Raw genomic sequence first — 14,212 nt, forward strand, 5'->3', positions numbered from 1 at the left:
GCGCCGCCGGCGGCTTCGTCGGTGGCCCGGACGGCCCGGTGTCGGATCCCGGCGGCGGATGCGGCGCGGCGTTGGGGTGGGCGGCCGGCACGTGCGGCTCGTACGAGCGCACCAGCATGTCGAACCCGGGCCCGGTGAACCCGGAGTGGTCGACCTCCGGCGAGGACCCGCCCGGGCTGGACGCCGCGCCGCTGCCGGCCAGCTCGGTCACCGGCAGCCGCAGCTCCATCTGCAGATGCTGCAGCCGCGTGGCGAACGCGACCGCGCTCGGGAAGCGGTCGCGGGGCGACTTGGCCATGGCCTTGGCGATGACCTCGAAGACCTGTGGCGGCACGTCGGCGCGTTCGATCGGCGGCGGCGGCTCGTTGAGGATGCGCATCATGAGCGGGCCGATGCCCGAGCCCGAGCCGGCGCGGAACGCCGGCCGGCCCGCCAGCAGCTGGTACATCGACGAGGCCAGCGCGTAGACGTCGGAGGTCACGCCCGGGGGCTGCCCGTTGACCACCTCCGGTGCGGCGTGGTGCGGCGTGAACGCGTTGGTGTGCGTGGCCTCGGAGGTGTCCACCAGCCGGGCGACGCCGAAGTCGGCCAGCGCCGGCTCGCCGTAGCGGGAGACGAGGATGTTCTGCGGCTTGACGTCGCGGTGCAGCACCTCGGCCTCGTGCGTGGCGGCGAGCGCGCCGGCGATCTTCACTCCGATGCGCAGGACGTCCTGCAGCGGCAGCGGGCCCTCGCGCGACAGCCGGTCGCGCAGCGAGCCGTGCTCGAAGTAGTCCATCGAGATGTACGGCTTGCCGGTGCTGGTCATGCCGGTGTCGAGGACGGTGACGACGTTCGGGTGGCCGGTGAGACGTCCGGTGATCTGGCACTCGCGTTCGAACCGGCGCATCGTGTCGTCGTCCACGGCGTCGACGGACAGCACCTTCAACGCGACGATGCGGTCGAGTCGCTCCTGGTGAGCACGGTAGACGACGCTGAAGCCGCCTTCCCCCGCCCGTTCGAGGATGCGGTAGCCGGGGACCTCGTCGATCATGCGGTCCCTTCTTCGTCGATCACGGGCATGAGAGGCAACGGGGGGTGTGTCGTGTTGATGGTAGTACGTGTCCCTGACAACGGAGAGAGGTTGCAGCGCATGGACACGACCCCCGTCATGGCGCCCCTACAAGGCATTGTCGTCAGTATCGACGTGACCCCCGGCCAATCCGTTCCCGCCGGGACACCGCTGGTCGTACTCGAGTCGATGAAGATGGAGTACGTCGTGGTCGCGCCGGTCGCCGGTGTCGTACGCGAGGTCGCGGCCGTCCCCGGCGCGCTCGTCGGCGAGGACGAGACGCTGGTCGCCATCGAGGAGGGGGACGTCGAGCCGGAGGCCGCGCCGGCCGAGGCCGCGACGGGGGAGCGGCCCCACCTGGCGGAGGTACGCCGCCGGGGCTAGGTCGGCCTGGACGCCGGGCGCCCGGAGGCCGTACGGCGCCGGCGCGCCACCGGACACCGTACGGCGCGGGAGAACGTCGCGGACCTGTGCGAGACGTTCACCGAGTACGGCGCGCTGGCCGTCGCCGCGCAGCGGGCACGCCGCCCTCTGGACGAGCTGATCGAGAAGACCCCCGCGGACGGCCTGGTCGCCGGGGTCGGGGACGTGAACGGCCGGCCCGCGGTCGTGCTCGCCTACGACTACACGGTCCTGGCGGGCACGCAGGGCGCGATGAACCACTACAAGAAGGACCGGATGCTCGAGCTCGCCGAGCGCCGGCGGCTGCCCGTCATCCTGTTCGCCGAGGGCGGGGGCGGGCGGCCCGGCGACACCGACACCGCCTCCGTCTCGGGCCTGGACACCATGGCGTTCCACCTGTTCGCGCGGCTCAGCGGCCAGGTACCGCTGATCGGCATCGCCTCGGGGCGGTGCTTCGCCGGCAACGCCGCGCTGCTCGGCTGCTGCGACGTCGTGATCGCCACCGAGGACGCCAACATCGGCATGGGCGGCCCGGCGATGATCGAGGGCGGCGGCCTGGGCGTGTTCGCGCCGGAGGAGATCGGCCCGATGGCGGTCCAGGTGCCGAACGGCGTCGTGGACGTCCCGGTCGCCGACGAGGCCGAGGCCGTACGCGTCGCCCGGCGGTACCTCGCCTACTTCCAGGGACCGGCCGCGACCTGGGAGGCCGCCGGGCAGGAGGCGCTGCGCGACCTCGTCCCGCTGGACCGCAAGCGCGGCTACGACGTCCGTACGGTGATCGAGACGCTCGCCGACGCCGGCTCGGTGCTGGAGCTGCGGGCGGCGTACGGGCCAGGGATCGTCACCGCCCTCGCCCGGGTCGAGGGCGTGCCGGTCGGCGTGATCGCCAACAGTCCCGCGCATCTCGGCGGCGCGATCGACGCCGACGGCGCGGACAAGGCGTCCCGGTTCATGAAGCTGTGCGACGCGTCCGGCCTGCCGCTGGTGTCGCTGTGCGACACTCCGGGGTTCATGGTCGGCCCGGACGCCGAGAAGACCGCGACCGTACGGCATTTCGCCCGCATGTTCGTCACCGGCGCGAACGTCGGCGTCCCTCTCGTCATGGTCATCCTGCGCAAGGCGTACGGGCTCGGCGCCCAGGCCATGGCCGGCGGCAGCCTCAAGGTGCCGGTCGCGACCGTGGCCTGGCCGACCGGCGAGCTCGGCGGCATGGGCCTGGAGGGCGCCGTGCGCCTGGGGTACCGCCGGGAGCTGGCCGCCGCCGAGGACCCCGACGCCCTGTTCGACGAACTCGTCTCCCGCGCGTACGAGCGGGGCAAGGCCCTGTCCGCCGCGACGGTCTATGAGATCGACGACGTGATCGACCCGGCCGAGACCCGCCGCTGGATCGGCACGGCGCTGCGCTCGGCACCGCGCCGCGAGCGCCGGACCCCGCTCGACACCTGGTGATCCCGCTGGGACGGCCACCGGAACGATCGGCGGTCCAGGCCGGAATTCCCCCCTTTCGAGCCGGGGAGCACGTCAAGGCAGACTGGTCTCATGTTCGCCCACGCCGGGGGGCTCCTGGCCACCGATCTGACAGATGTGACCAGTGATCTGACCGCTCTCGACTCCTCGGGGTTCTGGGCCGTCGTCGTCACCTACGAGGGTGAGGTGACCTGCGCGCGGTTCGCCACCGTACGGCCGGCGCCGCTCCCGTACGCGCCCTGGCAGGGGCCGCCGCGTGACTGCTGGACCAGCTCGCTCGGCCGGGACGCCTACGTGGCCGGGGTGGAGACGATCCGCGCGGCGATCGCGGAGGGCACCGTCTACCAGGCGAACCTGTGCCGCGTGCTGTCCGCGCCGCTGCCGGGCGCCGACCTCCTCGGCCTGGGCGGTGCCCTCGCCCACGGCATCCCGTCCCCGTACGGCGCCGTCATGCGGTTGCCGGGGCTCCAGATCGCCTCCGCCTCGCCGGAGCTTTACCTGTCCCGCGCGGGCGACGTGGTCGAATCGCGACCGATCAAGGGCACCGGCCGTACACCGGAGGACCTCCTGCCCAAGGACCGCGCCGAGAACGTCATGATCGTGGATCTGGTCCGCAACGACCTCGGCCGGGTGGTCGAACCGGGTTCGGTTTCGGTTCCCGCCCTGTGTGCGCTGGAGGATTATCCCGGTCTGGTGCACCTTGTCTCGACCGTACGAGGCCGCCTGCCGTCCGGAAAGGGGTGGCCGGAGCTGATCGCCGCGACCTTCCCGCCCGGATCGGTCACCGGCGCGCCCAAGTCCAGCGCCCTGACCCTTCTCAATGAGCTCGAACCGGTGCCCCGCGGCCCGTACTGTGGAGCCATCGGCTGGGTGGACGCGGACTCCCGGCGTGGTGCGCTCGCGGTCGGCATCCGGACCTTCTGGGCAGAAGGCGATCTGCTCAGGTTCGGCACCGGAGCGGGCATCACGTGGCATTCCGACCCCGGGCGCGAATGGCAGGAGACCGAGCTGAAGGCGGCTCGGCTATTGGAGGTAGCTTCACGATGAGTTCTGGTCCGGTATGGATCAACGGGGCGCTGCACGCCCCCGAGGACGCGCGAGTGTCCGTGTTCGACCACGGCATCCTCGTGGGTGACGGCGTATTCGAGACGATCAAGGCCGTGCGCGGCCGGTCGTTCGCCCTCACCCGCCACCTGGACCGGCTCGCCACCTCGGCCGCCGGGCTCGGCCTGCCCGAGCCCGACCTGGACGCCATCCGCCAGGGCACCCTCGACGTGCTCGACGCCGCACCCCGGTGGGACCTCGCCCGCATCCGGATCACCTACACCAGCGGTGAGGGCCCGCTCGGCTCCGACCGCGGCACGACCGGCGCGACCGCGATCGTGGCCGTGGCCGAGCAGCAGCCGTTCCCGGCCACCGGCGACGTCTCGGTCGTGCCGTGGCCGCGCAACGAGCGGGGCGCCCTGTCCGGGCTGAAGACGACCTCCTACGGCGACAACGCCAAGGCCCTCGCGTACGCCCACGAGCACGGCGGCGCCGAGGCGATCTTCGGCAACCTCGCCGGAAACCTCTGCGAGGGCACCGGCTCCAACGTCTTCCTGGTCCGCGGCGGCCGGCTGATCACCCCGCCGCTGTCCTCCGGCTGCCTCGCCGGGATCACCCGCGCCCTCGTGCTGGAGTGGGTCGGCGGCGAGGAGACCGACGTGCCGCTGGCGGAGTTCACCGAGGCGGACGAGGCCTTCCTGACCTCCACCACCCGTGACGTGCAGCCGATCAGGGCGGTCGACGGCACGGTCCTGCCGACCGCGCCGGGCCCCGTCACCCGCAAGGCCATCGAGGCGTTCGCCGAGCGAGGCGCGGCCGACCTCGACCCATGATCGTGCGTACGGCCCCGCGCCGTCGGGTGTGGGCCAGCGCTGGGAGGCGCTAGGCACGGGGCCGTACGGTCTCTTACGTCATCAGGAGTGCCAGAGCAGGTCGTCGAGTTCCGCCTCGATGTCGATGAAGTCCGACTCCCGGCCCGCGGCCACGATCTCGTACGTCCGGTTGAGAAAGTCGGTCAGGGGCGTGAGCGGAGCCTCGAAGTGGGCGGTACCAAAAGGTGACGAAAGAGATAGGTTCAGCGAGCGGTCGCGGACGTCGTCCGCCGGCCACACCTGAACGTCCCCATCCCCGACCCGCCGCACAACACCGACGGTCAACAGCTCGCGAGCGAAGATCCACTCCACTGGATCGTCGTCACCGACGTGAAACGCGACACGGATGGCGTAGGGGTCGTCGGCGGCGTACTCCAGGGTCGCGAGCAGCGGGACCGTCGTGCGGTCGGGAACGACGAGCCGAAGGCCGACCTCGGCCGAGGCGGTGCTGCTGCTGTTCATTCGGGCCATTCCTTCAGGCATCGGACCCGCATCGCGGGCTCTGGGTGAGGACGTCGCTCCCTCCAACGGGTGTCCCCTTCGGTCTCTGACCCGTAACTGCGAGAAGTCCTAAGAACATTCCGCCCCCCGAACACCTGAGCTGACCGGCCTCTCCGACCTGATACCCGCTCTGACCTGCGCGGAAGCGCTATGGTCGATGCGTGTCCGAGTACCTGACCCGCTGGCGCGAGCGCGTACGCCGCAACGCTCTGTTGAACAACGCGTGGCGTGTCGCGGTGTTCACCGTGGGTATGGCGGTGCTGCTGGCCGGCATCGCGATGCTCGTCCTCCCGGGCCCGGGCTGGGCCGCGATCTTCATCGGCTTCGCCATCCTGGCAACGGAGTTCGCCTGGGCCCGCGTCGCCCTGCTGTGGGCCAAGGACACGGCCGGCAAGGCGAAGGACAAGGCCCTGGCCCCAGAGACCCGGAGAAGAAACCAGTTGATCGCCATCGGCGGGGGAGCGGTGGTCGCGGCGGGCGTGATCGCCTACCTGGAGAGATACGGCCTGAACCTGCCATGGGCGACAGGATGACCCGCCCCACACCAGCGGCGGCGCGCGAAGAGGTACCGGAATGCGCTAATCTTTGCTGGCGACGGGGAACCGTCCGGGGCGATTAGCTCAGTGGGAGAGCGCTTCGTTCACACCGAAGAGGTCACTGGTTCGAACCCAGTATCGCCCACCCATGTGAGAGCAGGTCAGAGGGCTTCGGATCTTGGATCCGGAGCCCTTTTCGATCTTTGAGGGGTCGGCGGGAGCCAAACCGGGAGCCACCGTGCTTGCTTCTCGCAGGTGATGTTCATGGTTTTGGCACCTTAGGCGATCACGGGTTGAGCTGGTGGCGGTACGCCTTCTCGGTCACCGCGGTGCCCGCGTGCCCGACGAGATCGGCATGGTGACGAAGGAGTGACGTAGTTCGTGGGGAGTTCAGTCCTCCCCGATCTTCGCCTTCCTGGTGATCGCCCGGGACGAGCGTTGTGCGTTGCCGACGTCCAAGGGACTGCCGGTCCGCGTAGGGAACTCGGCCGTCCCGCGCCCCTGGGGTGTGGTGAGCAGTCCGGCGACGTTCTTCAGCACCTTGTTGCGGGCCTGAGCCTGCCGGATCGCCCACTCGAGGATCGAGTGAACACCTTGAAGGCTCCGCGTCGACAACTTGTCCATGAGCCCGTCGAGCCACTTGTCGACGTCGTCAGCGCGCAGATTCTTGAGCTTCGCCTTGCCGATCAGCGGCATCACGTGCATCTCGACCACGATGCGGTTGGTCTTGATCGTGTCCGAATTACCACCTTTGAGGCCCTTGGACAACGGCCTCGATCAGCTTGTCGATGACCTCGGTCTTGCTCCTCCCCTTCCTCTTGAGTCGCTTGCGCTTCCCGTCCGGGCCCAAGCCGAGACTGACTCCGCCCTCCGTCACGCCGACAGCCACCACGGAGTCAAGGAGTTCGCCGGTCGACGATTTCGGCCCGATCCGAGGACGCGGTGGAGTGCGGTGAAGCTCATGCTCGCAGCGTAGGGACGATCTACGGCATGAACTGCGGAAGAGGCGGTGCCAACGTTCCTACCTGAATCTTTGGCAACGCTGCCCGGCGCCGTGATCCCAGCCATCGTGAGGGTTGGCGGCGGCGGGCGGCGGTGCTGCGTCTGGCGTTAGGAGGGTGCTTCGAACAGCGGTAGGGCGCTTTCCACCGGAACCTGTGGTGGTTTGCGGAGGCGCTGCGGGACCGGGAGCACCCCTGCATGCTCAAGGTCGGTGGTTGTGATGAGCGGACCTGTGCTGATCTGGTCCAGCAAACGAGCCTGTTCGGTCTCAAGGCCGACGCAGAGGCCGAGCATGTTGAGAAGTTCGAGCAGTTCGGTGGTGAACTGGGCGGGCCATCGTTCGGGCGTTATGTCGTCAAGAGGCGAGGTGTGTTTACCGCCAGGGTGCTTTTTCCGGTAGTCGAACCATTTCCTGACGACTTTCATCCCGGATATCTCATACTCCCAGACTCGGGGTGGCACTGGTCGGATCTGGCCGTCTCCGACCAGGAGAGTTTCGGTATCCTTGTCGTAGGCGATGTTTCCGGGCATCGCTTGTGGGGTGTCGGGAATAGCCCGTACCACTTTGGGGCGGAGGCTGGCGGGGAGTCGCGGCACCTGGTGTGGATACCCTTCGCCTGCATTATGGGGCCGCTCTCCGTAGGTGTGGAATCTGATCACTCGGTGGCCTATCGACATCGCTTCGCCCCACAGTTGCGGGTCGGCCGTCAGAGGTACTCGGACGCCCGGTGTTCTGAGCTGCTCGGCGAAACGTTCGGTGTAGGCAGGGTGGGCGGTTACTGCCGCGATATAGGCGAAGATGTCCTTGGCGCTCACTTCCTGGTGGAGTTTGCAGGACAATAGGTCCAGCAATCCCGGAGCCAGGTTGGGAACGCGTCCAGCAGCATCCCTGTAGAGCGGAAGCACTCGACCGCCTCGGCCATTGTAGTGATGGACACTCGGAACGAGAGCGGAGAAGACAATCCCCGGACCCGCATCGATGGCATGGGCGTGCTGTTCGGTTGCATAAATTTGATGAGAACCACGGACATACCACAGCGGCGGCCTTACGAAGTCGATGACGCGGGCATCGTAGATGAGATACTGGCGATCGAAGCTTCGCAGAGCCACGCGCTCGATACATGGAAGTGGAGATGTCTCTGCCTTTAAGGCCTTGGCATGTCGCGCCGTTCCAGGAAGCGGGGCAGGGACTCGTGAAAGGTCGCGATCCCGGGTCTCCTTCATGAGCACGGGCTTCTCGTCCGGATCTGCCCGAAGAAGTCTCATCCATCGTCGTCGGAGCGTGTTGCTGTCCGGAGAGTGCACCCAGTTTCGGTTGGGCTTTAGCCCGCTGTGTGACCAAGGAACGAGGTCGCCGAGATAGGGGTAGGACTGCCATTCTGGGCTGGTTGAAGGAAGGAAGGGTGCCTGCCAGTCGGTCGGGCAGTCCATCCAGGCAGAGTTCTCAAGGTGTAGCTCTTTCAGTTTGGCGAACTTTTCAGACCGTCTGCCTTCGACTGCCATGTAGCGGACAGGGGCGGGCTGGTCACGGTCGCCTGCTCCGCTTCTGACGACGATCGTGATGCAGAGGCGGTGCTGTACGCCGGGGAACACTCTCGTGATTACATCGGGCTGATGGCGTTCTGGAGAAAGGTCGATGACCCAACACTCATCGGCGGTGCGACGTAGGTACTCGCGCATGCCCGCGTGGCCGCGGCCGGTAGTGAATGATGAGGGGCTGATGAATGCGACGATACCGCTGGGTGCGTCTGGATGTGCGTCGAAGACTTTCCAGGTCGCCCAGCGCCAGAAGTACACGTAGAGGTTGGAGAGTACGTACTCGTACCGCCCGTTGCCTGGAGCCCGGAAGGCGTCCAGTACTGGTGTCTGCCCTGGGCCGCCCTTCTCCACCCAACCGCCTCGGCCGCCCGCTCGCTCACCATATGGAGGATTCCCCATTATGACCAGGACCTGCCGTAGGCGTTTGATCTCGCCGGCCCGCCGGCGGGAGCGAGCGATCGGTTCCAGAGCCCGTGGAATGTAAGGGAGTTCCTCGTAAGGGCTGTCCAGGGTGTCAGTGACGAGTAGCTCCAGCTCGCTCTCGGGTATTTCGGTGCTGTACGCCTTCAGTGCCTGATGGAGGCGGAGTTCGGCCACCGCGATCGGTCCGGTTTGTTTCTCGAAGCCCGTCATTCGCGAGAAGAGCGCTCGAAGTTGAGCTGGGACTGCCGCAGGCCCCTCCTCGTCCTCGATGGTCCGTGCGACGGATTCGAGGATGTTGAGCAGATAGGTACCTGTTCCTACTGCCGGATCAATGATCTCGACACCTGCCGTCGCAAGGCCCCAAGACTTGCCCAGCCGTTTCCGTAGGATTTCCTCGACGAAGGAGACCATGAACGAGACGGCCTCGTTCGGGGTGTAATACCAGCCACTCTGCCGACGGAGCTCCGGGTCATATTGTTGAAGAAAGGGCTCATAAAGATGGAGCGCGGTGTCAGGCCTGCCCTGGCTGACGATGTCCCAGTCGACGGCCCCGATCACGCGCAGCAGAGTGGAAATGACCACGCTGCGACCTTCGAAAGTCTTCTCCGTCAGAACGCTGAGCGCTTTGCCCATCAGGGAGTGCTTCTTCCCCAACTGCTTAGCGATCTCGGCTAGTGGTTGATGCTCGAAGGTGATGCCGTCGACCCTGGCCAGCAGGAGGGCGAACGTCACTGTCTGCGCATACCCGTCTGCGAACTCCTGGTCGGACAGTCCAGGGAATAGCAACGTCCGCCAGTCCTGAGCCAGGCCGGTGAAGATGTCCTCCGGCAGATCTCCGGTCCTCTCCCGGCGCAAGGTGTCGCACACCTCTTCGCGCAACAGTCTGCACAGATTTGCGATGGCGCGCACCAGTTGATGCACGTTGCGCGGTACGGGAGGAGTCCAAAGCAGGAATTCGGAGATCACTTGCTCGAACACACCGTCCGCAGGAGCCAGCTTGGCGTCCGCGCGCCTGATGTCGCCGACCAGTCGTGCGACCGATCCAACTAGTTCGCCATTCCGGAAGAGCGCCCAATCGTTCCCATTTGAGTAGAGAACGTTCGGCAGCAGACGCAGCTGCTCCCATTGCTTACGTTCATGGCTGGACGGGCTCCAGTCCGGAGGGATTCGCCTGCGTGGACCTTTGAGCTCGACGTAACCCACTCGCACGCCTGCTACATCGACAACGTAATCAGGTCGAACTCCGAGGTCTCTTAGGGGGACCTCCCCGACGGGGAGGACATGGACACCCAGTGCGTCTCCAACGTCGCGCAACAGCCGACTGAATGGCTCTCTTAGCTGCTCCTCCTCCTGCCCGGATCCATTACGCAGCCTGGGGCCGACGGCCGCGCCAAAACGTGCGACGGCAGTCTTGATCTGTTGGGCGAACGAAGCTGACTCAGAGGTCTTCGCAGGCACATGCCACCATCTGTCATCCCGGGACGATGTTCGGCTTACTCTCTCATCGGAAATCCAAATCGTCCACGATAAGGGGGATTTCTGCGTGGACTGGCGCCGAATTGCGCGATGGCCGATTTTGTGGCGGATGTGGCCGGTGTGAACTGGAGATTCAGGAGGGACGGACGCCCAGAACAGAGTGCTGTTCAGCCACTCGATGCCAGGCGCTCTAGGAAATCAGCAGCGGTAATTAGCTCTATATCTTGGCCGGCGTCTCGCAACTATTCCGCCTTGCGACGCTTACTGCTTTTGCCCATCCCAGGTGTGTGCTGTGCTTCAGCTCGCGTGCACCCCAGACGCCGATCTTCCGGAACCGGGCGCGACCAGCGGCTCCTCGTTGTGGGTGGCCGCGTGGACTCCGCGGCGATCGGGGCAGGCTTGAGCCTGGGTGGCTTGGACGGGCTTTGCTTTGGCAGGACATTGCCGTCCAGATGGACGTGCTCTGTGATCCAGAGAGCGTCCAGCGGACCGAGCGTGGTCGCGGGGCCGTTCAACGACCTAGTCCATCAGCGCGGTCCAGAACTCGGGGTCTTCGGTGAGAGTGGTCGTGCGGCTGCGTTCGGAGTGTTTTCGGGATGGTGTCCCGGTCATCGGGATCAAGGGCATGCCCTCTCTCATGGCTGCCGCTTCGCTTGCCTGGATGACGGCTGCCTCCTCGGCCGAACCGATCACGCCGGCCGCGGACATGAAAGGGCCGAGGGGCGGAGTGCCGTTGCTCGGTCCGGGTAGTACCGCGCCGGTGAGGGCCGGATTGCTCGTGAGGCTGCCGACGACGTGCGCGGGGTTCGGTAGGCCGGCCAAGGTTGTGCCATCGCCCGTAGTCGTGCTGTCGGTCGGGGTGGCGGACTTGGTCGAGGTGTCGGCCTTGTTCGCTGACTTCGTCCCCTGTTTCGAGGTCGGCATCATCTTGAGTACGGCCGCGCCGATTTCGAGGGCCGCGGCGGCAGAGGCGGTGCCGGTGATCGCCAGGTCCGCGGCCGCCTCGGGATCGCGTGACCCCGGTACAGGAGTGGGATACACCTTTCCCTGGAAGGGTTTCAGCGCCGTGCCGTACGCGACGAGAGTGTCGCCGATGGTGCTGAGTGCACTCTGAATATTGCTGCTGGACAGCGTCAGATCGGTCATGGTGTTCTTGGCCTTGCTCGCCGCGGTCCCGCTCCACGTCGTGTCACCCGTGAACAACTGCTGGTGGGCGGTGTCGATGGTGGAGCCCAGGGTGCCGTACAGGCTTGATATCTCCTTGATGGCGCTACCACACCCGATGATCGCGTCCGCGTTGATCGCCGCGAACAGCGACTGCGCTACTTCCGCGATTGGCACGAGCGAACCTCCTTGGAATCGTTCGTCTCACGGGTTGGGGATAGTGGGCTTCAGGCGTGATATCGCGGCGTAATTCTTGGCTTCGGTCGCGTGGTATCGCTCCCCGGTCTCGGAAAGCTTTTCGATGGCGGACTGAACGCTTTTTGCGTGGTTCTCGTGCTCCACGGTCGCGACTCCGAGCGCCATTCCGATGGCGGCCGCAAGCTCTATTCCGGTGGGCCACATGCCGACGAGGGCCTCGGAAATTCCCAGACTTGCCAGCTGATCCGAAGTGCCGGCGAGCGGTTGGAGGCCGTTGGAGACGGTGCTCGCCGCGCCGTCGAAGGCCGGCCGATTTGGAAACTGTAGTTCTTCGCCTTCGCTCATCGCGTCATCCTCGGGTGATCATCAGCTCCCGCTGGGGCGGTGTTCCAGGGGCCATCGTAGTCTCTAACATACAGTCTTGTCTGTAAGGCGATGGCCGACACGGACTTCGTGTGCGGTTCAGGCCGCACTCGGGCAGCCCCCGGCGGACGATGAGGTGTTAAAGGTCGAGGGTCTTCAGGTCTACGGTGTCGGCCATGACCTGGGCGCCCTCGTCGTTGAGGTGCATGCCGTCGCCGCCGTCGAGGGCGGGGTGGATGTGGTCGGGAGCCGCAGGATCCTCGACGGCCCGGGCCACATCGAAGACGGCGTCGAAGGTGTCGGTGGTACGGATCCAGCCGTTGACCTCGCGTCGCGCGGCGAGCCCCTCGGGGGTGCTGACTCCGGGGTAGGCGGCGCCCGCGAAGGGGCCGATGGTGGCGGCCAGGATCTTCAGATCGGCTTGGTGCGCGCGGTGAGCCAAATCTTCGAAGCCCTCGATGAGGGCTTCGGAGGTGGCCGGAGGCTCGCCGGACATGCCGGGGAGGCCGAGGTCGTTTATGCCGAAGTGCACCAGGACATGGGTCACGCCGGGAACCGAGAGAACGTCGCGGTCGAAGCGCGCCAGCGCGTGCTCGCCGACCTCGTCCCGCAGCAGGCGGTTTCCGGCGATGCCCTGGTTGACGACCCATCCCCGCCGTAGGCGCCGGTTGAGGAAGTCCACAGACCGGTTGTTCGCGCTGGTCGTGGAGCCGACCCCCTCGAACCATGAGTCGCCGAACGCCACGGCGATCGCCGTGGCGTCCGGGGCGAGCACGTCGACGCCTGAGACGTAGAACCTGCCTTCTCCCTGCTCGGCATCACCGGGTAGGGGAGACATGACGTGGTCACCACCCGCTATGCGAGCGATCTCCATCGGCTTGGGTGAATAGGTGGCCAGGCCCGTCTCCTCGGGAAGATAGAGGCTGAGGAACAGATCGGCACCGGGGGCGACGGGTAGATCCAGTGGGTCACTGGCGATTTCCTCGCCCGGCGGGACGGTGAAATTCCCGGCGCCGTCGAAGGTGAGGGCGGCTTGGCCGTGCTCGGTGGCGGCCGCCGCCGCGGCGATGGTCAGGGGAGCGCGGCCATAACGGTTCGTCAGGCGTACGCGGAGGCGTTCTCCGCCGCCGGCCATGTGGAGCACCTGACGCACGGTCTGGTCGGCGAAGCCGCGCGGTTCGGTGAGCTGGATCTGTTCGTAGGGACTGATCACTGCGGTGCGGAAGCCGGCTGTCCAGATCATGCTCGCTCCATTGGTCGCCAAGAGGATGTGTCGGGGGAATCTCAGGCCTGAGTCACGTGGCGACTCCGGTCCGGGCGCGGACGGCGGCCACGCGCAAGGCGGGGACGCTCATGGCTTCGCTCCTCGCGGCTTGTGTACGACCGTTCGCTCGCATCACTATGGGCACGTAACTCTCCAACGGGAAGTGCGCACCTCGAAGTGCGTAAGTCACCCCCAGGTGCGAAGGAGCGGTTGATGCCGACGAGGACGGCGGCCCAGCAGCGGGCACAAGCAAAGGGGGACTACGACGCGTTCATGGCAAGATGTCCGAGCCGTCGGCTGCTCGACCGGATCTCCGACAAGTGGGTCGCACTGATCCTGGCCGCGCTCGGCAGCGGCGGTCCGGACCCTCTCGGAGCCGACTGCACCGGCGAGCCGCGGCCGATGCGCTACTCCGAGCTGGCCCGCAGGCTGGCCGGCATCAGCCCGAAGATGCTCACCCAGACGCTGCGCTCCCTGGAACGCGACGGGTTGGTCATCCGTACCGTGACGCCGACGGTCCCGGTCACGGTCACGTACGAGCTGACCGACCTCGGTCTCTCGCTCCATCAGGTCGTACGCGGCATCAAGGCGTGGGCCGAGGCGCACATGGACGAGGTGCTCACCAACCGCGAGAGATACGACGCTCATATCTCCTGAAGGCATGGCGTCGCTCCGCACCGGACCGGCTTCGTTCGCGGGGCTTTCGAAGCAGGTCCGCTTGACGCTCGTGACCCGGCTGGAGTTCGGCCGGGGTGGTGAAGGCGACAGAGAGGCCTAGGGTCTGTTTCGAAGTGGTTGGGTCGTGGTTTTCCACAGTCGTGCGTGTGGTCTTTATTTGGTGTGTGGGGTGGCTTGACAATGGAAGTGGGGTCGGCGCCCCCTGGGAGGGCGGGGAGTGTCTGGGAGGGCG

At 66.7% G+C, this 14,212-nt stretch carries 13 protein-coding genes and 1 tRNA gene; 7 read left to right on the plus strand and 7 right to left on the minus strand.

Annotated elements, in window-relative coordinates; all coding sequences use genetic code 11:
• On the minus strand, positions 1 to 1,033 hold a 1,033-nt coding region (locus tag ACFFNX_RS24630), incomplete at its 3' end, for a serine/threonine-protein kinase (RefSeq protein ID WP_378206738.1).
• A gap of 99 nt (positions 1,034 to 1,132) precedes the next feature.
• On the opposite strand from ACFFNX_RS24630, the gene ACFFNX_RS24635 reads away from it, so the two are divergent.
• The 4 genes from ACFFNX_RS24635 (at position 1,133) to ACFFNX_RS24650 (ending at position 4,797) form a co-directional block, all read left to right on the plus strand.
• On the plus strand, positions 1,133 to 1,435 hold the full coding sequence (locus ACFFNX_RS24635) for an acyl-CoA carboxylase biotin carboxyl carrier protein subunit (RefSeq protein WP_378206741.1): 303 nt from the start codon (positions 1,133 to 1,135) through the stop codon (positions 1,433 to 1,435).
• Between the two features lie 6 nt (positions 1,436 to 1,441).
• Entirely contained in the window at positions 1,442 to 2,902 is a 1,461-nt protein-coding gene (locus tag ACFFNX_RS24640; protein WP_378206773.1) for an acyl-CoA carboxylase subunit beta, read from the plus strand.
• A gap of 90 nt (positions 2,903 to 2,992) precedes the next feature.
• Positions 2,993 to 3,967, plus strand: coding sequence for a chorismate-binding protein (locus ACFFNX_RS24645; RefSeq protein ID WP_378206744.1), 975 nt, complete (start codon positions 2,993 to 2,995; stop codon positions 3,965 to 3,967).
• Entirely contained in the window at positions 3,964 to 4,797 is an 834-nt protein-coding gene (locus ACFFNX_RS24650; RefSeq protein WP_378206747.1) for an aminotransferase class IV, read from the plus strand. Before ACFFNX_RS24645 ends, ACFFNX_RS24650 begins: the two co-directional genes overlap by 4 nt.
• A gap of 81 nt (positions 4,798 to 4,878) precedes the next feature.
• Here ACFFNX_RS24650 and ACFFNX_RS24655 read toward each other — a convergent pair whose 3' ends face one another.
• Entirely contained in the window at positions 4,879 to 5,298 is a 420-nt protein-coding gene (locus ACFFNX_RS24655) for an SsgA family sporulation/cell division regulator (RefSeq protein WP_285581039.1), read from the minus strand.
• 200 nt (positions 5,299 to 5,498) lie between these two features.
• Between ACFFNX_RS24655 and ACFFNX_RS24660 the strand changes: the two genes are divergently transcribed.
• Complete coding sequence (locus ACFFNX_RS24660; protein WP_378206751.1) at positions 5,499 to 5,870, plus strand: TIGR02611 family protein; 372 nt, start codon at positions 5,499 to 5,501, stop codon at positions 5,868 to 5,870.
• Positions 5,871 to 5,946: 76 nt separating this feature from the next.
• Positions 5,947 to 6,018: transfer RNA gene (locus ACFFNX_RS24665), tRNA-Val, on the plus strand.
• A gap of 245 nt (positions 6,019 to 6,263) precedes the next feature.
• Here ACFFNX_RS24665 and ACFFNX_RS24670 read toward each other — a convergent pair.
• From ACFFNX_RS24670 to ACFFNX_RS24690, 5 genes are all read right to left on the minus strand, one after another.
• Positions 6,264 to 6,641: a tyrosine-type recombinase/integrase gene (locus tag ACFFNX_RS24670; RefSeq protein WP_378206754.1), complete on the minus strand. Its 378-nt coding sequence runs from the start codon at positions 6,639 to 6,641 to the stop codon at positions 6,264 to 6,266.
• 342 nt (positions 6,642 to 6,983) lie between these two features.
• Positions 6,984 to 10,040, minus strand: a complete 3,057-nt coding sequence (locus ACFFNX_RS24675) for a type ISP restriction/modification enzyme (RefSeq protein ID WP_378206757.1) — start codon at positions 10,038 to 10,040, stop codon at positions 6,984 to 6,986.
• Between the two features lie 792 nt (positions 10,041 to 10,832).
• Positions 10,833 to 11,654 (minus strand): WXG100 family type VII secretion target, encoded by an 822-nt coding sequence (locus ACFFNX_RS24680; protein ID WP_378206761.1) that lies wholly within the window; start codon positions 11,652 to 11,654, stop codon positions 10,833 to 10,835.
• 27 nt (positions 11,655 to 11,681) lie between these two features.
• On the minus strand, positions 11,682 to 12,020 hold the full coding sequence (locus tag ACFFNX_RS24685; protein WP_378206764.1) for a hypothetical protein: 339 nt from the start codon (positions 12,018 to 12,020) through the stop codon (positions 11,682 to 11,684).
• Between the two features lie 157 nt (positions 12,021 to 12,177).
• On the minus strand, positions 12,178 to 13,281 hold the full coding sequence (locus ACFFNX_RS24690; protein WP_378206767.1) for an SGNH/GDSL hydrolase family protein: 1,104 nt from the start codon (positions 13,279 to 13,281) through the stop codon (positions 12,178 to 12,180).
• Positions 13,282 to 13,515: 234 nt separating this feature from the next.
• Between ACFFNX_RS24690 and ACFFNX_RS24695 the strand changes: the two genes are divergently transcribed.
• The gene (locus ACFFNX_RS24695; protein ID WP_378206770.1) at positions 13,516 to 13,959 is read left to right on the plus strand and encodes a winged helix-turn-helix transcriptional regulator; all 444 of its coding nucleotides are present in this window, start codon (positions 13,516 to 13,518) and stop codon (positions 13,957 to 13,959) included.
• The last annotated feature ends 253 nt before the right edge of the window (positions 13,960 to 14,212 follow it).

The organism is Actinoallomurus acaciae (assembly GCF_042429965.1).
Classification (GTDB): domain Bacteria; phylum Actinomycetota; class Actinomycetes; order Streptosporangiales; family Streptosporangiaceae; genus Actinoallomurus; species Actinoallomurus acaciae.